This is a genomic window from Streptomyces sp. CA-251247 (assembly GCF_050952975.1).
Lineage (GTDB): Bacteria > Actinomycetota > Actinomycetes > Streptomycetales > Streptomycetaceae > Streptomyces > Streptomyces achmelvichensis.
Genome location: NZ_CP191861.1, coordinates 397,948 through 414,308, shown reverse-complemented (window position 1 = coordinate 414,308; position 16,361 = coordinate 397,948). Strand labels below are relative to the sequence as shown.

14 protein-coding genes are annotated in these 16,361 nt (G+C 68.6%); 8 read left to right on the top strand and 6 right to left on the bottom strand.

Annotated elements, in window-relative coordinates; translation table 11 throughout:
* Window positions 1-37 precede the first annotated feature (37 nt).
* Window positions 38-688 carry an FMN-dependent NADH-azoreductase gene (locus ACQPWZ_RS01695; RefSeq protein WP_433570387.1) on the top strand — a complete coding sequence of 217 codons (651 nt, stop codon included), beginning with the start codon at window positions 38-40 and terminating at the stop codon, window positions 686-688.
* 82 nt (window positions 689-770) lie between these two features.
* On the opposite strand, the gene ACQPWZ_RS01690 is transcribed toward ACQPWZ_RS01695, so the two are convergent.
* Together ACQPWZ_RS01690 and ACQPWZ_RS01685 are read right to left on the bottom strand one after the other, a co-directional pair.
* Window positions 771-1,256: a MarR family winged helix-turn-helix transcriptional regulator gene (locus ACQPWZ_RS01690; RefSeq protein WP_433570386.1), complete on the bottom strand. Its 486-nt coding sequence runs from the start codon at window positions 1,254-1,256 to the stop codon at window positions 771-773.
* A gap of 138 nt (window positions 1,257-1,394) precedes the next feature.
* Entirely contained in the window at window positions 1,395-3,842 is a 2,448-nt protein-coding gene (locus ACQPWZ_RS01685) for a SpoIIE family protein phosphatase (RefSeq protein WP_433570385.1), read from the bottom strand.
* A 540-nt stretch (window positions 3,843-4,382) separates the two neighbouring features.
* On the opposite strand from ACQPWZ_RS01685, the gene ACQPWZ_RS01680 reads away from it, so the two are divergent.
* The 3 genes from ACQPWZ_RS01680 (at window position 4,383) to ACQPWZ_RS01670 (ending at window position 7,064) form a co-directional block, all read left to right on the top strand.
* Window positions 4,383-5,102, top strand: coding sequence for an alpha/beta fold hydrolase (locus tag ACQPWZ_RS01680; RefSeq protein ID WP_433570384.1), 720 nt, complete (start codon window positions 4,383-4,385; stop codon window positions 5,100-5,102).
* 282 nt (window positions 5,103-5,384) lie between these two features.
* Window positions 5,385-6,053, top strand: coding sequence for a HEAT repeat domain-containing protein (locus ACQPWZ_RS01675; protein ID WP_433570383.1), 669 nt, complete (start codon window positions 5,385-5,387; stop codon window positions 6,051-6,053).
* A 6-nt stretch (window positions 6,054-6,059) separates the two neighbouring features.
* The gene (locus tag ACQPWZ_RS01670; RefSeq protein ID WP_356705044.1) at window positions 6,060-7,064 is read left to right on the top strand and encodes a HEAT repeat domain-containing protein; all 1,005 of its coding nucleotides are present in this window, start codon (window positions 6,060-6,062) and stop codon (window positions 7,062-7,064) included.
* A 17-nt stretch (window positions 7,065-7,081) separates the two neighbouring features.
* Here ACQPWZ_RS01670 and ACQPWZ_RS01665 read toward each other — a convergent pair whose 3' ends face one another.
* Window positions 7,082-7,993, bottom strand: coding sequence for a glutaminase (locus tag ACQPWZ_RS01665; RefSeq protein WP_340471310.1), 912 nt, complete (start codon window positions 7,991-7,993; stop codon window positions 7,082-7,084).
* Between the two features lie 518 nt (window positions 7,994-8,511).
* Between ACQPWZ_RS01665 and ACQPWZ_RS01660 the strand changes: the two genes are divergently transcribed.
* The gene (locus tag ACQPWZ_RS01660; RefSeq protein ID WP_433570382.1) at window positions 8,512-9,054 is read left to right on the top strand and encodes an EF-hand domain-containing protein; all 543 of its coding nucleotides are present in this window, start codon (window positions 8,512-8,514) and stop codon (window positions 9,052-9,054) included.
* Window positions 9,055-9,120: 66 nt separating this feature from the next.
* Here the strand turns inward: ACQPWZ_RS01660 and ACQPWZ_RS01655 are convergent, their stop codons facing one another.
* A complete protein-coding gene (locus ACQPWZ_RS01655) occupies window positions 9,121-9,486 on the bottom strand; it encodes a YybH family protein (protein WP_433570381.1) in 366 nt (121 codons plus the stop codon).
* 136 nt (window positions 9,487-9,622) lie between these two features.
* On the opposite strand from ACQPWZ_RS01655, the gene ACQPWZ_RS01650 reads away from it, so the two are divergent.
* Window positions 9,623-10,243: a TetR/AcrR family transcriptional regulator gene (locus ACQPWZ_RS01650; protein WP_433570380.1), complete on the top strand. Its 621-nt coding sequence runs from the start codon at window positions 9,623-9,625 to the stop codon at window positions 10,241-10,243.
* Between the two features lie 61 nt (window positions 10,244-10,304).
* On the opposite strand, the gene ACQPWZ_RS01645 is transcribed toward ACQPWZ_RS01650, so the two are convergent.
* Entirely contained in the window at window positions 10,305-11,018 is a 714-nt protein-coding gene (locus tag ACQPWZ_RS01645) for an SDR family NAD(P)-dependent oxidoreductase (RefSeq protein ID WP_433570379.1), read from the bottom strand.
* 389 nt (window positions 11,019-11,407) lie between these two features.
* Between ACQPWZ_RS01645 and ACQPWZ_RS01640 the strand changes: the two genes are divergently transcribed.
* Window positions 11,408-11,710: a muconolactone Delta-isomerase family protein gene (locus ACQPWZ_RS01640; protein WP_433570378.1), complete on the top strand. Its 303-nt coding sequence runs from the start codon at window positions 11,408-11,410 to the stop codon at window positions 11,708-11,710.
* A 211-nt stretch (window positions 11,711-11,921) separates the two neighbouring features.
* Here ACQPWZ_RS01640 and ACQPWZ_RS01635 read toward each other — a convergent pair whose 3' ends face one another.
* Window positions 11,922-14,285, bottom strand: a complete 2,364-nt coding sequence (locus ACQPWZ_RS01635; protein WP_433570377.1) for an acyl-CoA dehydrogenase family protein — start codon at window positions 14,283-14,285, stop codon at window positions 11,922-11,924.
* A gap of 433 nt (window positions 14,286-14,718) precedes the next feature.
* On the opposite strand from ACQPWZ_RS01635, the gene ACQPWZ_RS01630 reads away from it, so the two are divergent.
* Window positions 14,719-15,393, top strand: a complete 675-nt coding sequence (locus ACQPWZ_RS01630; protein WP_433570376.1) for a ScbR family autoregulator-binding transcription factor — start codon at window positions 14,719-14,721, stop codon at window positions 15,391-15,393.
* Window positions 15,394-16,361: the final 968 nt, after the last annotated feature.

Below are 16,361 nucleotides of genomic sequence, written 5' to 3'. Positions count from 1 at the left end.
GGTTCACTGCCCCGGGGCCGCTCTTTGGAGGAAACCCATGGCCACGCTGCTGCACATCGATTCGTCCGTGCTCCCCGGCAAGGCGTCCGCCTCTCGTGCCGTCGCGGACGCCTTCCGCGCGGCATGGGAGGAGCAGCACCCGCAGGGCACGGTGATCTACCGCGACGTCGCCGCCAACCCCGTGCCGCACATCACGGCCGACGCCCACACCGCCGGCTTCACCGACCCGTCCGACCGCACCCCGGAGCAGTCCGCCGCGTTCGCCGCGCGCGTGAAGCTCATCGAGGAGCTGGAGCAGGCGGACGCCGTTCTGATCGGCGCCCCGATGTACAACTTCTCGATCCCGTCGACCCTCAAGGCGTGGCTGGACAACGTGATCCTGCCCGGCCGCACCGCGGGCGAGAACCCTTCCGCCAAGGGCACCCCGGTCACCGTGGTCGCCAGCCGGGGCGGCTCCTACGCGCCCGGCACCCCCCGCGAGGGCTGCGAGTTCGTCCAGACCTACCTGGGGGTCCTCCTCAGGGAAAGCCTCGGCCTGGAGCCGGAATTCATCGTCCCGGAACTCACCATGGCTCCCCGGAACCCGGCCATGTCGGACCTGATCCCCCTCTACCGTGCCTCTCGCGAGCGCTCCTTCGCGGACGCGACCACCAAGGCCAAGGAGCTCGCCGAGCGCTTCGCCGTGTGAACCCGGGCGGTGGGCGCCGTGTGACGTTCTGCCTCAGGGCGTCACACGGCGTCCGACGCAATGTTTGCGTGAGTTCCGGCGCTTACGCCTCGCCGTCGGCGGGATGGGCGAAACGGGTCAGTAGATCCATCAGCTTCTCGGGCTCGCCGGGCTCCAGGTCGGCAATGAGGCGCTCCCGCAACGGGGCCGCCGCCGCATGAGCTGCATCGAAGAGCTCGACACCCTGAGGCGTGATCTCCACCGCCCGCGCCCGCCGGTCGCCGGGAACGGCCTTGCGTACGGCCAGACCTCGGCGCTCCAGATCGTCCACCACTCGCATGATGCCCGCCTTGTCCGTCCCCGTCGCCACCGCCAAGTCCCGCTGTACGGTGGCACCGCGGTCGACGAGCACGATCAGTACGGCGAAGTGACGCAGCTCGATGCCGAGCGGGCGGAGCGCCTCCGTCATGACCGTGGCCGCGCGCCAGTGTGCCCGGCGCAACAGCAGGCCCAGAGCAAAGGGAGAGGCATCGCCGGGGCGGTCGGTTGCACGCGAGGCGGTGGTTTCGTCAGGAGCGTCGGCGGACATGAGGGCATTTTAGCAGATATCGTTTCATGTGAAACGGTATCGATCGAAATGAAGTACCCCGGCCGTCCCCGCCTGCCGACCACGCAGTGAGCGGGCCGCGCAGGAACGCGGCGAGCGCCCCGGGACAGGCGTACACATTCAACCAACCAGGTCCTGTTCCGCCCAGACGACCTTGCCGTCCGGTATCGAGCGGAAGCCCCATCTGCGGGACAGCTGGGTGACCATGCAGAGGCCGCGGCCGTTCTCGTCGCCGGTGCGCGCGCGACGCAGGCGCGGGGAGCAGAGGTCGTTGTCGGACACTTCGCAGGTCAGCACCTGGTGTCGGATCAGGCGCAGTCGGACCGGACCGTCGCTGTGACGGACGGCGTTGGTGACCAGTTCACTGACGATGACCGTCGTGGAGTCCTCAAGGCCCTCCAGTCCCCATTCGGTCAGCTGACGGGCAGCCATGTGCCGGGCGGTGCGGACAGCGGTTCGGTCGTTCGGCAGCGTCCAGGACGCGACGTGGGCCGGGCTGAGTGAACGGGTCCTCACGACGAGCAGGGTGGCGTCGTCGCGCGGTCCCTGGCACGGGAGGGTGTCCATCGCGCCGGTGCACAGGTCCTCCAGGGATCGGCCTGGCTCTGCCAAGGCCTGTCCCAGGCGCTGCATTCCCACGTCGATGTCGTCGTCACGGGTCTCGATCAGGCCGTCGGTGTAGAGGGCGAGGAGACTCCCCTCGGGAAGTTCGAGCTCCACGGCCTCGAAAGGGACGCCGAACCCCGTGCCGAGTGGGGTTCCGGTGGGAAGTTCGAGGAAGGTGGCGCGGCCCTGCGGGTCGACGATCGCGGGGGGAGGGTGCCCGGCCCCTGCGACGGTGCACTTCCGGGTGACGGGGTCGTACACGGCATAGACGCATGTGGCGCCCACGACCGCGGGGGTCGCGTCCAAGGCATCCGCGTCCTCCTCCGCCAGTCGCTGGACCGTGTCATCGAGGTGGGTCAGCAGTTCGTCGGGTGGAAGGTCCATGTCGGCCAGTGTGTGGACGGCGGTGCGGAGCCTGCCCATGGTCGCGGCGGCCTTGATGCCGTGCCCCACCACATCACCCACGACGAGGGCCACCCTGGCGCCGGACAGGGGGATCACGTCGAACCAGTCCCCTCCGACGCCGTGGTCGATGTCGGCGGGCAGGTAGCGCGAGGCCGCCTCGACCGCGAGACCGGTTCCCAGACTGTGCGGAAGCAGGTGGCGTTGGAGCGCGAGGGCCACGGACTGTTCGCGCGCGTACTGGCGTGCGATGTCCAACGACATCGCGGCACGGCTGACGAGTTCTTCGGCAAGGAGCAGGTCGACCTCCTGGAACGGCGCGGGGTTCCCGGTACGGACGAACAACGCCACGCCCAGCAGGGCGTGCCGGACGCGGATGGGTACGACCATCAGGGAATGCATGCCGCTCTCATGGATCTTCTGCGCCCGGACCGGGTCCTGGTCGATCCACGTACCGGGACCGGTGTCCACGATCGGCTCCAGGTGGGAGGTGCCGGTGTGCAGGACGTAGGCGAGGGGGGAAGCGGACGGCACAGGGACGGCCTCACCACGCCCCCACGAGGATTCAGGGGCCCCCTGATGGATCGAGGCCACACCGGCGCGCCGGAACGCGGGGAGGCGCTCGCCCACCGGTCCGAAGTGGATCGGGGGCCCTTCGCCGAACGGGACGGACTGCTCCAGATCGACGGCGGCGTAGTCGGCGAACAGCGTCACGGCAAGGTCCGCCAGTTCCTGGCTGGTCTGCATCACGTCCAGGGTTCTGCCGAGGCGCGTACCGGCCTGGCCGAGGACGGCGAGGCGCTCGCGCACCCGTCGGGTCTCGGTGAGATCAACGGTGATGGTGCACACCCCGACCGCTTGGCCGTCGGCGCCCTGGAGGCAGAACGACGAAGCAGTGAAGGTGTGATCCTCAAGCGGACCTGCCGTGAGCCACGTCCGGTACTCGTGGACCTTGGTCGTACCGCTCTCGAGTACGTGCCGCATCACGGCCTCGAGCGCTTCGGGCTTGTCACCGGGCAGCGCGTCGGTGAAGCGACGCCCGAGCCGTCGGTCACGGGAAATGCCGTCGTGGCTTTCCATCGTGTCGTTCACCCAGGTGCAGCGCAGCTGCACGTCGCGAACGGAGATGCCGATCGGAGCGCGGATGAGAAGCGACTCCCGTGCAGATCCGCTCATGGCTCGGCCGGCGAGCGGGCCGACGTCGCTCACGGACAGGAGCCACCGGACCGATCCGCCGTACCCGCACACTTTCGACATCCGTAGGTTGATGTCGAGCATGTGGCCGTTTCGGTGGCGCACCGCGGTCGTGCCCGGCCAGCCGTTCTGCGTACGGCACCGCTCGACGAACGCCGATATCGTCGGCGCTTCCTCGGCGTCCGGCAGCACGAGCGAGGCAGACCCGCCCACAGCGTCCCCGGCGGAGTAGCCGAGCAGCAGCTCGGCGACCTGCGTCCACGCGACCACCTTCCCCCGCTCGTCGACCATCGCGATCGCCGACTCGGAGGTCTCGCGCGGGTGCGCCTCTCTGTGGCCGAGTGTCACCTCGTCAGTCATGGTCATCGAGCTGTTGTCCTCAGATCGGTGGGGAGGGGGTCGTACGGGTGCCGAGATCCGATGCGTGGAGGGTTGCGGCTCCCAGGAACCACGGCAGGGTGGATGTCTGGAGCAACCCTCGTCGCTGGTCTCGAACCCGACGCGGACGCGGACGCGGCCGTCGGGCCGATGCGATGCGAACTTTCGTGGCATTGACCGGATGGCGCTCTGACCTGTGACACCGCTCGTCGAGCCGGAGGCGTGTTCGAGACCGGCCTGCCGACCCGCTCGGATTTTTTGTTCCTGTGGTGTCACACCCCGGTGGCCGGCTCGGTCGTAGTGACGAAACGGCCTTTCCGGCTGTACCACTGCTGAAGATGTCCATGAGGCAGATTCCCGTGGTTTCTCGCGTGGGTGAGCTGAGAAACGGCACGGAATTCCGCCGACCGGATCGCATGCGGCGGTGAGTCAACTGCCGGACGTGGGCGCCGAGATGGCGCAGGCCTGGAAACCCGCTGGTGCGCCCCGTTGTGCGCGCACTCTCTCATGCATGTGAAGGGATCAACCATGAACGAACAAACGCCGACCGTTGTTCTTGTGCACGGCGCATTCGCAGAATCCTCCAGCTGGAACGGCGTCGTGGAGAGGCTCCAGTCGCACGACTACTCGGTCGTGGCCGCCGCCAACCCCCTGCGCGGACTGGCGAGCGACGCCGAGTACGTGAGGCAGGTCGTCGCCTCCATCGAAGGCCCCGTGGTCCTCGTCGGCCACTCGTACGGCGGCGCCGTCATCAGCAGCGCCGCGCAGGGCCTCGACAACGTCAAGGCGCTCGTGTTCGTCGCGGCGTTCATGCCCGAGAAGGGCGAGAGCGCCCTGGACATCGCGGGCATGTTCCCCGGCAGCACCCTGGGTGAGGCGCTCCGACCGGTGCCGATCACGCTTCCCGACGGCAGCCGGACCGTGGACCTCTACATCGAGAAGAGCCGGTTTCCCCACCAGTTCGCCGCCGACGTTCCCAAGGAGACGGCGGCGATCATGGCCGCCACCCAGCGTCCCGTGACCAACGCGGCCCTGGCCGAGGCCGCCTCCGCCGCGGCGTGGAAGGAGATACCGTCCTGGGTCCTCGTGGCCACGGAGGACCTGAACATCCCGCCGCAGGTGCAGACCTTCATGGCCGAGCGCGCCGACGCGACGTCGGTCTCCGTGGCCGCCTCCCACGCCGTGTGCGTGTCGCGCCCGGTAGACGTTGCGCGCCTGATCAACGAGGCGGCGCAGGCGATCACCTGAGCGCTGGTCAGCCAGGGGGCCGGTCACCGACCACGGCCCCGCGGGAGGAGCGGCCGATTGCCGACGCGATCGGCCGCTCCGGACGTCTGGGGAGACGGGACGGGCGGCATGGACGGCCCAACGATGTGATCCGACGTCGGAGCTCCGACCGCCCCGAAGCGACAGCTCCGCCGCCGCAGGCTGCCTCCGACGGCGACGCACCGGACGCCCGCACCGCGCCGTGGCCGTGCTTGACCTTGTCACGATGACAAGGTCTTCACTGGGGCCAAGGAGGTGGTTCCGGTGGCCATACCGAAACAGGACACGAACACGTCGCGAGGTCTCCAGGCGCTGGAGAACAGCAACTCGTCGGTACGGCTGCGGGCCGTGATGGCGGTGGGCACGAGTCCGGACGACGAGTTCATCGACGTACTCATCGCACGGTGCGCGGTCGAGCCCGAGTTCTCTGTGCGTGAAATGCTCACGTGGGCCCTGACCCGCCACCCGTCATCAACGACTGTCCCGAAGCTCATCGATGCACTCGGCTCGGAGCGTGCGCAGGCGCGCAGTCAGGCATTGCACACGTTGTCCAAGGTGGGGGACCGGCAGGCGTACTCCGCGATCACACGGGCGCTCCTGACCGACGCCGACGACGAGGTGGCGCGCAGTGCATGGCGGGCAGCCATCGCGCTCGTCCCCGAGGGTGAAGGACCGTCTCTGGCCGAGGTGCTGGCCACACAGCTCGGGCGCGGTGAGCGGGAGACGCAGCTCAGTCTCAGCCGGGCGATGATCGCGCTCGGTGAGACGGCCGAGCCGGCGCTGCGCACAGCGATGATGGATGCCGACCCCCATGTGCGTCAGCACGCGATCGCCACGGAACGGCTGTTGCGCAACCCGGATGCCGGATTCGAGTTCGCGATCGAGGAGGCGAAGCGCATCGTAGCTCTGGGAACGAACAGCCAGGACGGGTGACAGGCAGTGTTGATCGGTGATGTGGCACGACGGTCCGGGGTCAGCGCCCGCATGCTCAGGCACTACGACTCTCTCGGTCTGGTGCGGCCCACGGAGCGTACCGAGGCCGGCTACCGGGAGTACTCCGGCGAGGACATCCGGCGGATCTTCCACATCGAGAGCCTGCGGTCACTGGGACTGTCACTGCGCGAAGTCCGCAGCGCACTGGATGATCCCGGCTTCCAGCCCGCGGAGCTCGTCGACGACCTCATCCGCCAGACGCGGGAACGCATTGCCGGTGAGACGGCGTTGCTCACGCGGCTGTGTCGGATCGGTGCCGCGGAACCCGCCGAATGGGAGGACGTCCTGCAGACCGTCGCACTGCTTCAGGCCCTGGGGTCGGAAAGCGCGGGGAAGCGTCAGCGCGCGGCCCTGTCCTCGGTGGACGAGGTATCCGTGCCGGTGGAGGCGCTGGTCGAGGCGGTGTTGAGCGAGACGGACCCGAACGTCGCCGGAGCCCTTCGATGGGCTCTGGCGCAATCGGGGGACAGCGTTGTGGCCCTCCTGGCGGAGGGCCTGGACTCACCGGTCGCCGACGTACGAAAGCGTGCCGTGCAGTCCATCGCCGAGTTTCCGGACGATGACGCGAGCGCAACGCTGCGGGAGGCCCTCATGAACTCCGACATCGTGGTCCGCAGGTATGCCGCTCTGGCGCTCGGAGCACGAGGGGTGGCCGAGGCGGTCCCGACGCTCATCGACATGATCATCGCGGGGGTGCACGACGTCGAAGCCGCCGATGCACTCAGCACGTTGGCGAGTCGCCCTGCGTCGGCCGAGCAGATCGCTTCCGGGCTCGTCGGCCGTCTCGCCCCAGGGGCCCTGGAACCGGCTGCACGCCGACGCCTGACACAGGCGCTCGCGGACATCCCGGGGACCACGACGTCACGTGCCCTCGTCGATCTGTCCCAGGACGAGGACCGTGCCGTGGCGCTCACCGCCACCTATCTGCTCACGCTGCGCAGCGCCCCGTAGCGGTCCGGCCCCGCGGGTCAGAAGACCGAGAGCCCGGTCAGGGTCGTGAAGCGGTCCAGCGCCGCGACACCCGCGACCGAGTTGCCGCGTGCGTCCAGGCCGGGGCTCCACACACAGAGTGTGCAGTGCCCCGGTACGACGGCGACGATCCCGCCGCCGACTCCGCTCTTGCCCGGCAGCCCCACCCGGTACGCGAACTCACCGGCTGCGTCGTAGGTGCCGCACGTGAGCATCACCGCGTTGATCTGCTTGGCCTCGCTGCGGGTGAGCAGCCGGGTGTTGTCGGCGCGCAGGCCGTGCCGGGCGAGGAAACGGCAGGCGAGCGCCAGATCGCCGCAGCTCATCTCGATCGAGCACTGCCGGAAGTAGTGTTCGAGGAGCGTGGGGACGGGGTTGGCGATGTTGCCGTAACTGGCCATGAAGTGGGCCAGCGCGGCGTTGCGGTCGCCGAATTCCGACTCGGACCGGGCGACCTGTGCGTCGAACCCCAGCCGCGGGTTGCCGCTCTCCTGTCGCAGGAAGCCGAGGAGTTCGTTGCTCGCGTCCCCGTTCAGGGTCAGCAACTGATCGGTGACCACGAGGGCGCCGGCGTTGATGAACGGATTGCGCGGGATGCCGTTCTCGTACTCCAGCTGGACCAGTGAGTTGAACGGGTTGCCCGAGGGCTCGCGGCCGACGCGCGCCCAGAGACCGTCCCCGCCCTGGGCGAGTGCCAGCGCCAGGGTGAAGACCTTGGTGATCGACTGGGTGGAGAAGGGCCGCTGCCAGTCCCCGATGCCGTGCACGGTGCCGTCCACCTCGGCGATGGCCATACCGAACAGGCTCGGGTCGACACTGGCCAGAACCGGGATGTACTCGGCGGGCCGCCCGCCGCCGACCTGCGGTGCGATGTCCTGAACGATCTGCTCCAGGACGGCTTGATAGTCCATGCGGGGCGCCCTATCGCGGCCTGGCGGCCCGGTGGGGCGCCGCCGCTCTGGGCATGCCGGTGACGCGGGGGAGGGGTTCGGTTTCGCTGAGGAGAGGCACGCGCACATTGTGCACCGCGGGGGTGCGACGGGGCGCAGACGCCCGGCAGGGACGAGAGCCTGTGCCGTTGTGCGCCGGGGCCGGTCGCCGCAGCCGGCGACCCGTACTGCCGGCCCTATGCCTCGGCGTAGCGCTGTGTCTCCCTGCTCCAGGCGTTGTTGCCGCTGATCCAGGACCGGAGGGTCGAGAGGTGGCGAGCGAGGTGCGGTGCTTGTTCGGGGAGTCCGTAGCACTGGCCTCGCACAGGGCGGCATTGATCGACTTCCAGGCTGTCGCCGGCACGGGGCGGTGACCCTTCGCCCACATGTGCTCATGGGAGCGGGGGCACACCCCGTCCTACAGTGATGTGCAGTCCGCCACCCTCCGGGGCGGTTGCCGACAGTTCATGGTCCGGTTCGCCGTGGGGAAGGGGCTGCACATGGCCAGCGCGTTTCAGGAGCGCAAGCTCAAGGGGATGTTCGCTGCATTCGACGCGGACGGCGACGGCTTTCTGCGCGAGGAGGACTTCACGGCCCTCGTCGCCCGTTGGAGCAGGCTGCCGGGCGTGGACCCCGGGACGGACCTGCAAGCAAGGGTGACGACGCTGCTCATGGGATGGTGGGCGGCGCTGCGGGAAACGGGCGACAGGAACGGGGACGGCGCGGTCGACATGGACGACCTGCTCTCGCTCGTCGACCAACTGCCCGCCATGGCCGGGGACGTCACCGCGACCGCCGACACCGTCTTCGACGCGGTGGACGCCGATGGCGACGGTCGGATCTGCGCCGAAGAACATCGCCGGCTCGTCGAGACCTGGACCGGTCGGCCTCTGGACGCAAGCGGTGTCTTCGAGTTGCTCGACCTGAACCGTGACGGCCACCTCAGCCGCGAGGAGTTCGCGCTGTTGTGGCGCCAGTACTGGATGAGCGACGACCCGGGGGAGCCGGGCAACTGGCTCTGTGGCCGCTTCGCGACCGGGTAGTCGGCAGGTCTCGCGGCGGAGCGGCTGCGACGGCGTCGTCCGTTCCACCATCCGCCCGGCACGGGGTCAGTGCTCGGTCATGACCCGGGAGACGTGGTACTGGCGGATCCGCCAGGTCCCGCCGTCCCGCTGGAGGGTCAGCGACATGTGCACCGGGGCCTCCCAGCCGTCGTCACCGCGGAAGGTGACATCCGCGAACCCTCCGGCCACCTGATCGCCGATCTCGTAGGTGTGGAGGATCGTCACGTCAGCGCTGCGGTCGCGCGCGACGGCCTCGTAGTAGCCCCGTACGGACTCGCGGCCGGAGAGGACTTCAGGTCCGAAACCCTGGAAGAGGGCGTCGGAGGTGAACAGGTCGGCCATGGCGGCCGGCTGGTGGCCGTCAAAGGCCGACTTCCACCGCTTCAGCACCTCGTGCATCGGGTTGCTCATCGTGGTGGCTCCTGTCTCTCGTGGGGCGGGTGATTCACGTGCTATCGGGTGACGACTCTCCGCAGCCGAAAGGGCTCTCTGCGTTAATAGTCGACCGGTCTATTAAAACTAGACGAGCGGTCGTATACTTGCAAGCATGGGACGCACGAGCGACGCCAAAGAGAAGATCATCAGTGCCGCGCAGACACTCATCGAGCTGCGTGGATACTCGGCGTTGGGCGTGGCCGAGATCTGCAAGACGGCCGGAGTGCCCAAGGGCAGCTTCTACTACTTCTTCGAGTCCAAAGAGGCTCTCGCGCTGGCGGTCATCGACGAGCACTGGGCCGCTCAGCAGCGCGACTGGACCCGCATCCTGAACAGTGATGCGGAACCCCTTCAGCGGCTGCGCCGGCTCTTCCAGGAGACCGAGGCCGCTCAGCTCGCCGGTCAGCAGACCTGCGGCACCGTCTCGGGATGCCTCTTCGGGAACCTCACCCTCGAGATGAGCAACCAGACCGAGGCCATTCGCAAGCGTCTGCAGGAGATCTTCGACGCCCAGGTCGACATGGTCGAGACGGTTGTCGCCGAGGCTCTTGAGAGGGGAGAGGTCGCCGTCGCCGACTCCCGTGACGCTGCGCGGTCCGTTGTCGCGCAGCTCGAGGGGCAGGTGCTGTTCGCGAAGCTCTACAACAACACCTCCCAGCTGAGTGTCCTCTGGGCGAACTGCCTGGCGCTGCTGGGTGCTCGGGTCCCGCAGGAGGAAGCAGCCCGCGCGTGATCCCTGCGGGCTCGGCGCCGATCGGAGCCGAACCGCAGCGCTTCCCTGCCCTGCCCCTGGCTCAGTGCCCGGCGCTCTGGCCGCCGTCGACGTGCAGGATCTCGCCGGTGACGAACGGAGCGTTCTCCAGGTAGACCACGGCGTCGGCGATGTCGCTGACTTCGCCCATGCGCCCCACGGGGTGCATGGCGGCGAGTGTCTCGTGGGTGCTCTCGGGGTGCATGGGAGTCTTGATGGTGCCCAGAGCGACCGCGTTGGACCGGATGCCGCGGCCGGCGTACTCGATGGCGAGCGACTTGGTCGCGGACTGCAGGCCGCCCTTGGTCAGTGAGGCGAGTACGGAGGGCACGTTCGAGTTCGCGTGGTCGACGAGGCTGGTCGTGATCTGCACGATGTGGCCGCCCCCCTGCTGGAGCATGTGCGGGATCGCGAGCTGGCTGATCCGGAAGAACCCCGCCAGGTTCAGCCCGAGCACCGTGTCGTAGTCCTCCTCGGTGTAGTCGGTGAAGGGCTTGGCTATGAAGACGCCGGCGTTGTTGATCAGGGTGTCGATGCGGCGGAACCGGGCCACGCCCTCGGTGATGACGCGCTCGGCCGTGGCGCGATCGGAGATGTCGCCCTGGACGGTGACAACACCCGGATCGTCGGACTCGGCGATGCTGCGTGAGGTGGCCACGACCGAGTAGCCGAGCTTGCGGTACGCGGTCACCAGACCGGCTCCGATGCCCTGCGATGCGCCGGTGATGACGGCGACCTTCTGAGGCTGTGCGCTCATGATCAGTTTCTCCGATGTGGTTGTTGTCTTCCGGTCCAGAGGTATTGTCGACCGGTCGTCTATGCGAAAGTAGATGACCGGTCGACAAAAGTCAAAGAGTAGGATGGTGGCCTTGGGACGGCGGTGTCGGTCAGATCGGTCCCGTGCGCATTCCGGTGGGCGGTGATGCCCGTCAGTACGTCTCGCGAGTGCAGCCACTGGCACCGGCGGGCGGCCCGTTCGACGGGTCGCACCGCGGAAACACCGGGATGCCGCTCCCTGCGACGGTCGGGTCGGGCGGCCGTCCTCGCAGTGGTGGAGCCCGTTCCTCACACCGCTCGATCGCGCCACGGTCGTCCCAGGTGTACGCGGAATCCCGCGACGCCTCCCGCAGAGCAGGAGAAGAAGACATGAACGAGTTCCTGGTCGAGCTCACCACCCGTATCCCCGAGGGCACAGCCCCGGCCGAGGTCGATCGTCGGCGCGCCGAGGAATCCGTGCGTGCCCGGGAGCTTGCCGCCGCCGGACACCTGGTACGGCTGTGGCGCCCGGTCGGTGAGCTGCGCAGCGTCGGCCTGTGGCGAGCCGCCGACGAGGCCGAGCTGCGCGAGAAGGTTCTCGGCTCCTTGCCGCTCTGGCCGTGGATGACTCCGGTGATCACTGCGGTGATGTCCCACCCGAACGACCCGGGCACGTCCGATCCTGCGCCGTAGAACGCACCTGCTCTACGCGCTGAGGTGAGCCTTGCGCTTCCGTCCGCATCAGCCGGGTGATGAGGGCCGTGCGGAACGGGCGAACCGGCGAGCCTTCTCGGTACGCGTGGTGGGGCCCAGCCGTAGGTCAGGTGGGGCCGAAAAGGGCCTTGGACGGTCGACCGACCGTCCAAGGCCCTCCCTGTGAGCACTTGTTGCGGCAATGCCCCCGTCAGCCGGCGGGGTGGGTGAGAGGGGTGGCGGGCTGGGTGTGCTGGGGGGTGTTGAAGGCTTGCGTGAGGGTGGGGAGGTGGGGGACGAGTGCCGTGTGGAGGGCGTTGAGGGTGTGGGGGAGTTGGTCGAGGTGTTCGGGGGTGAGGTGGTTGTGCGCCAGGAGGTCGCCGGTGTGGGGGCGGAGCTGGTTGAGGATGAACAGCTGGTGGAGGGTGGTGAGGAGGTGGTGGGTGGTCGGGTGGGTGGTGCGGGTGGCGGCGGCGTGGAGGGCTTCTCCGGCGTGGCGTTGGGTGTGGGTTTCGATCATCGTCAGCGCGGGTGTGCTGGTGGTGTTCCAGCGGGCAAGGGGGTTGCCGCGGGGGCTCGTGCGGGCGGCGGTACGGGCGCGCTGGGTCCAGAGGATCTGTGCGTGGGCGAGAAGGTTGTGGAGGAAGGTGGGGTCGGTGAGCTGTTGGTGGGCGACGGTGGGGTCGGTCGCCTGAGTGGGGTCGATGGCGGGGGTGACGGCGGTGGGCTGCGGTGTGGGGTGGAAGAGGGTCTCGGCGGCGGCCTTGGTCCAGATGACGAGGTTGTCGCCTTCGGCGGTGATGGTGCCTTCGATATTGGTGTGCAAGTCGGCGAGGCGGTTGTGGGCGAAGAGGCCCTGGGCGCCGCAGCGTTCACGGGCCTCGGTGATGATGTCGCGGGCCTGCCAGGTGGCCCAGGCCTTGGTGAGGGCGACGAGCCGTTCGGTGTCGGGGTCGTCAGGGGTGCGGGTGTGGGCGGTGAGTGACTCACGGTGAAGAAAAGTCATCGCATAGGTGGTGGCGAGGGCATCGGTGAGGCGGCCGCTGTGCGTGCGGTGGGCGGCCAGGGGAACGCGTTCGCCGGCTTTCGGGCCGCTGATGTGGCGGGTGTGGGCGTGGCGGACGGCGATGTCGAGGGCGGTGCGCGCGGCACCGATGGCGGCGGCGCTCATGCAGAGTTTGCCGGTGGTGACGCGCGCGATGGAGTGGAGGAGACGCTTGCGTCGGCTCGTGACGTTGCTGCTGAGGGTGTTGTCGGGCGTCAGGTGGCCGTGGGGGGCCTGGAGAAGGGCGGTACGGGGGAGCGGGACATGGTCGAAGGAGGTGATGCAGTGGTCGACCGGGCTGCCGAGGCGTTCGGGAAGGAGGGCGACGGTAATGCCGGGGAGGTGGCCGGCGGCATCGCTGAGGGGGACGAGAAAGAGATAGACACCATGGTCGGTCTCGCCGGTGATGAGGCGGGCAGCGACAAGGGCGGTCTTGGGGCCGCCGGTGGTGCTGGTGTTGGGCATGAACTTGCGGGCACCGGGGGTGGGGGTGTGGAGGTCGAAGCCGCCGGTTGCCGCGTCGAGGGTGGCAGTGGTCTCGAGTGCCGTGACGTCGTTGCCGTGATCGAGCTCCGTGCACAGGAAGGTGCCGGTGTGCTGGAGTGAGGTGTAAGGGGTGAGGTCGCGGGTGTGACCGTCGTGGTCGAGGATGCTGCCCAGGAACAAGTTGTAGTGGATGCCGCTGATGGTGCACAGGCCGCTGTCGGTGAAGCCGGTCCACTCGTGCAGGGCGGCCAGGCGGCGGGGGTCGTGGGCAAGGGCCTCGGGGTCGCCGGCGACCTCGTTGACCAACCGCAGTCGCTGATAGGACAGTTCGGTGCGTTCCTGGGGGGTGAGGCCGGTGCGGTAGGCGAAGGCCTCACTGTCCACCAGGGCGCGCCACGGTTCGTGGACGGTGTCACCGTCCTTCTCGTCGAAGAGGAGGTGGGCCAGTTCACCGGCGGCCAGTGCGGCCGCCACCGACCCGGCCGGATCCTCCCCGCTTTCCGACCCCCGCTCCCGCACACCGGTCGGGACCGCCGCTCGTGCCGCCTCCTGCACCGACGGCTCGTGCACCCCCCGGTCCTGTGCGGTGCCTGTCTGTGTGGAGCTCTGTGCGGTGCGGCTTTGCGCGGTGCGGGGCGACTCCTGTACCAGGCCCGGTTCCTGTGCGGTGGCTCTCTTCGCCGCCCGAATCAACTCCTTTGCCCTGCAAGGCTCCTGCGTGCGGTTCTGGGCTGTCGGGTTCTTCCCGACAGCGGTCGGCTGCTGCACCGATGCGGGTTCCTGAGAGGCGCGAGCGCGCTGCTGGACCTTGCGCGTGGGCTCCTGGATCGCACGGTCATGGACGGCGCGGTCCTGCACGGTGAAGGTCAGCTCCGGCACTGCCCGCTCCCCCCGCTCCTGTACGGCGGGGCGGGTGGGCGTGGTGGCGGGCTTGACGGGTGCGGGCTGAGCCGTGGCGGCTACGGCCGTGGATGAGGCGGTGGTGGCTGTTTTGGCGTCTTGGTCGGTGGTGGGCTTTTCCTTGTGGAACGTGAGCACTGTCATGCTCAGCACCTTCTCCCCCGTGAATGGCCCTATAAGGGTGGGCCTCAGGCCACACAAGATACGTACCAACCGGTTTCTAATTCAAGGCCCGTTGACGGGTTCTTGACGCCCCGCCAGGTCGGGTGGAGGCGGAGCGCGATCGTCCGGCGGAGGGCGGTGGATGGTGGACCCAAGGGCTCTGACGTGCAATTTTGATGAGTAGAGCAGGGTCCGCTGTGGGGGACAGAGGGGTCGACTGGGTCTCTAAAAATACCGATGCCCCGGTTTTATGTGGAGGCGGAACCGTCGGTTTCTGAGGCCCTCAAGGGCCTGCTCGCGTGCTTCCGGGTACGGAGAGCATCGGTTGTTCGCCCTCTTGCCTACGGAGCGTCACTGGGTGGTAGCATACGAACCCTACGGTTTCTTTTCTGGTAGGGGGTACGGGAGGTGTGTGGTGGCGCAGCAGGAGCGAGCGATCCGGACGCGGGAGAAGATTCTTGTCGCCGCGGCTGAGGTGTTCGACGAGGTGGGGTACGACGGCGCGACCATCTCGGAGATTCTGAAGCGGTCGGGCGTGACGAAGGGGGCCCTGTACTTCCACTTCACGTCGAAGGACGAGCTGGCGCAGGCGGTGCTGACGAATCAGTTGGCGTCGGTTCCGCCGGTGCCACGGCAGGAGTTGACGCTGCAAGAAGGGCTGGACGAGGCCCTGCTGCTGGCGTACATGCTCGGCAAGGGCGATCCGATGGTGCGGGGCAGCGTACGGCTGACGGTTGATCAGGGTGCCCCGCAGGACGGACTGGACCGGCGGGTGCCGATGCAGGGATGGATCGATCACAATGCGGAGCTGCTCCAACGGGCGAAGGACGGTGGAGAGTTGCTGCCGCATGTGGATGTGGCGGCGGCGGCCCGGATGTTCGTGGGAGCGTTCACCGGCGTGCAGATCCTGTCGAAGATCATGACCGGCCATGCGGACATGTCGGAGCGGGTGACCGACCTGCAGCAGCACCTGATGGCGGCGATCGCGGTGCCGGGGGTGCTGGTGCGGCTGGACTTCGCACCGGACCGGGGGGCACGGGTGTATGAGGCGGCGATGCGGCAGCGGTGGGCGCAGCCCGCGTCGGCCTGACCTTACTGGTTGTTCTCCGACCCCATACGTGGTCAGGCCCTTTGTCGGCCCTGGCGTCTGCGGCTGCCCGGTCTCACCGGGCGGGGCGACGCCAGGGCCGCCCCCTTTTCTTCTACGGCGCTGTGGCACTGTGGCCCCTGAGGTCGTCGACCAGCACCTTCATCCCGTACCGGCTGGGTGCTTCGCCGAGTACGCGACCTTTGGTCTTCCTGCGCGGCGAGGGCCGCGCTTCTGCGCATTGCTGTGAGGTTGCGGGCTGGGGAGCGGTTCGTGGCGGAAATGTCGGGCCGAGTTCTGCCTTGCGCCGCCGATTGTAGGAAGGGGTCGGCCTGCCGCAACCTCCGGCCGTATGCGGAAGGTGGCATCTCTGTTTCGCGTGAGGGTTTGTAGCGGGGTGTGAGGGGCTTGTGGGGCGGGGCTTGTGCGGGGAAGCTGGATCGGACGCGTGTGCGGACCGAGTGAACTCGGTTACTGCTCAAGGGCGTTGACCCACACGCGGGAAACGGGGTCGACAGGGGGATGGGAGTGGGGCGGGCGGGGGCTCGGCCCTGGTGAATCCGTGATCTCGGCGCGGCAATGCGGCAGGACCATGCGCTGTCGTGCGGGGACCGGCACGGGCCGGGATGGTTTCGGAGGCTGGGAGCGAGATCGCAGCGCTGATGCGCGGTGGCCTGGGGCGGCGGGGTTGCGGCGTCGACCGGCGGGCCGGAAGTGCGGTCCGTAGCCCTGGTCGTGCAGGGTGCGCCGGTCGGACGGGAGCCGTGTCGTGGGCGCGGCAGGGCGACAAGCGTCGGAGTCCTGGGCGGGAACGGGGACTATGCGCCGGTGAGGCGGTGGCGCGGTACTCGGTACAGGGACTCGTGGTCGGGCTGCACGAGGGTCCGCACGAGCAGGGCGCGGCGTTTGCAGGCCGGGGCCGGCGGTCAGGGCTGCGTGCCCGCGACGGCGCACGAATTGTGTGCGTTCGG

Bases quoted from the DNA above. Each gene is read 5' to 3' on its own strand.
- ACQPWZ_RS01695 (WP_433570387.1), top strand. From the start codon at position 38: ATGGCCACGCTGCTGCACATCGATTCGTCCGTGCTCCCCGGCAAGGCG.
- ACQPWZ_RS01690 (WP_433570386.1), bottom strand. From the start codon at position 1,256: ATGTCCGCCGACGCTCCTGACGAAACCACCGCCTCGCGTGCAACCGAC.
- ACQPWZ_RS01685 (WP_433570385.1), bottom strand. From the start codon at position 3,842: ATGACCATGACTGACGAGGTGACACTCGGCCACAGAGAGGCGCACCCG.
- ACQPWZ_RS01680 (WP_433570384.1), top strand. From the start codon at position 4,383: ATGAACGAACAAACGCCGACCGTTGTTCTTGTGCACGGCGCATTCGCA.
- ACQPWZ_RS01665 (WP_340471310.1), bottom strand. From the start codon at position 7,993: ATGGACTATCAAGCCGTCCTGGAGCAGATCGTTCAGGACATCGCACCG.
- ACQPWZ_RS01660 (WP_433570382.1), top strand. From the start codon at position 8,512: ATGGCCAGCGCGTTTCAGGAGCGCAAGCTCAAGGGGATGTTCGCTGCA.
- ACQPWZ_RS01655 (WP_433570381.1), bottom strand. From the start codon at position 9,486: ATGAGCAACCCGATGCACGAGGTGCTGAAGCGGTGGAAGTCGGCCTTT.
- ACQPWZ_RS01650 (WP_433570380.1), top strand. From the start codon at position 9,623: ATGGGACGCACGAGCGACGCCAAAGAGAAGATCATCAGTGCCGCGCAG.
- ACQPWZ_RS01645 (WP_433570379.1), bottom strand. From the start codon at position 11,018: ATGAGCGCACAGCCTCAGAAGGTCGCCGTCATCACCGGCGCATCGCAG.
- ACQPWZ_RS01640 (WP_433570378.1), top strand. From the start codon at position 11,408: ATGAACGAGTTCCTGGTCGAGCTCACCACCCGTATCCCCGAGGGCACA.
- ACQPWZ_RS01635 (WP_433570377.1), bottom strand. From the start codon at position 14,285: ATGACAGTGCTCACGTTCCACAAGGAAAAGCCCACCACCGACCAAGAC.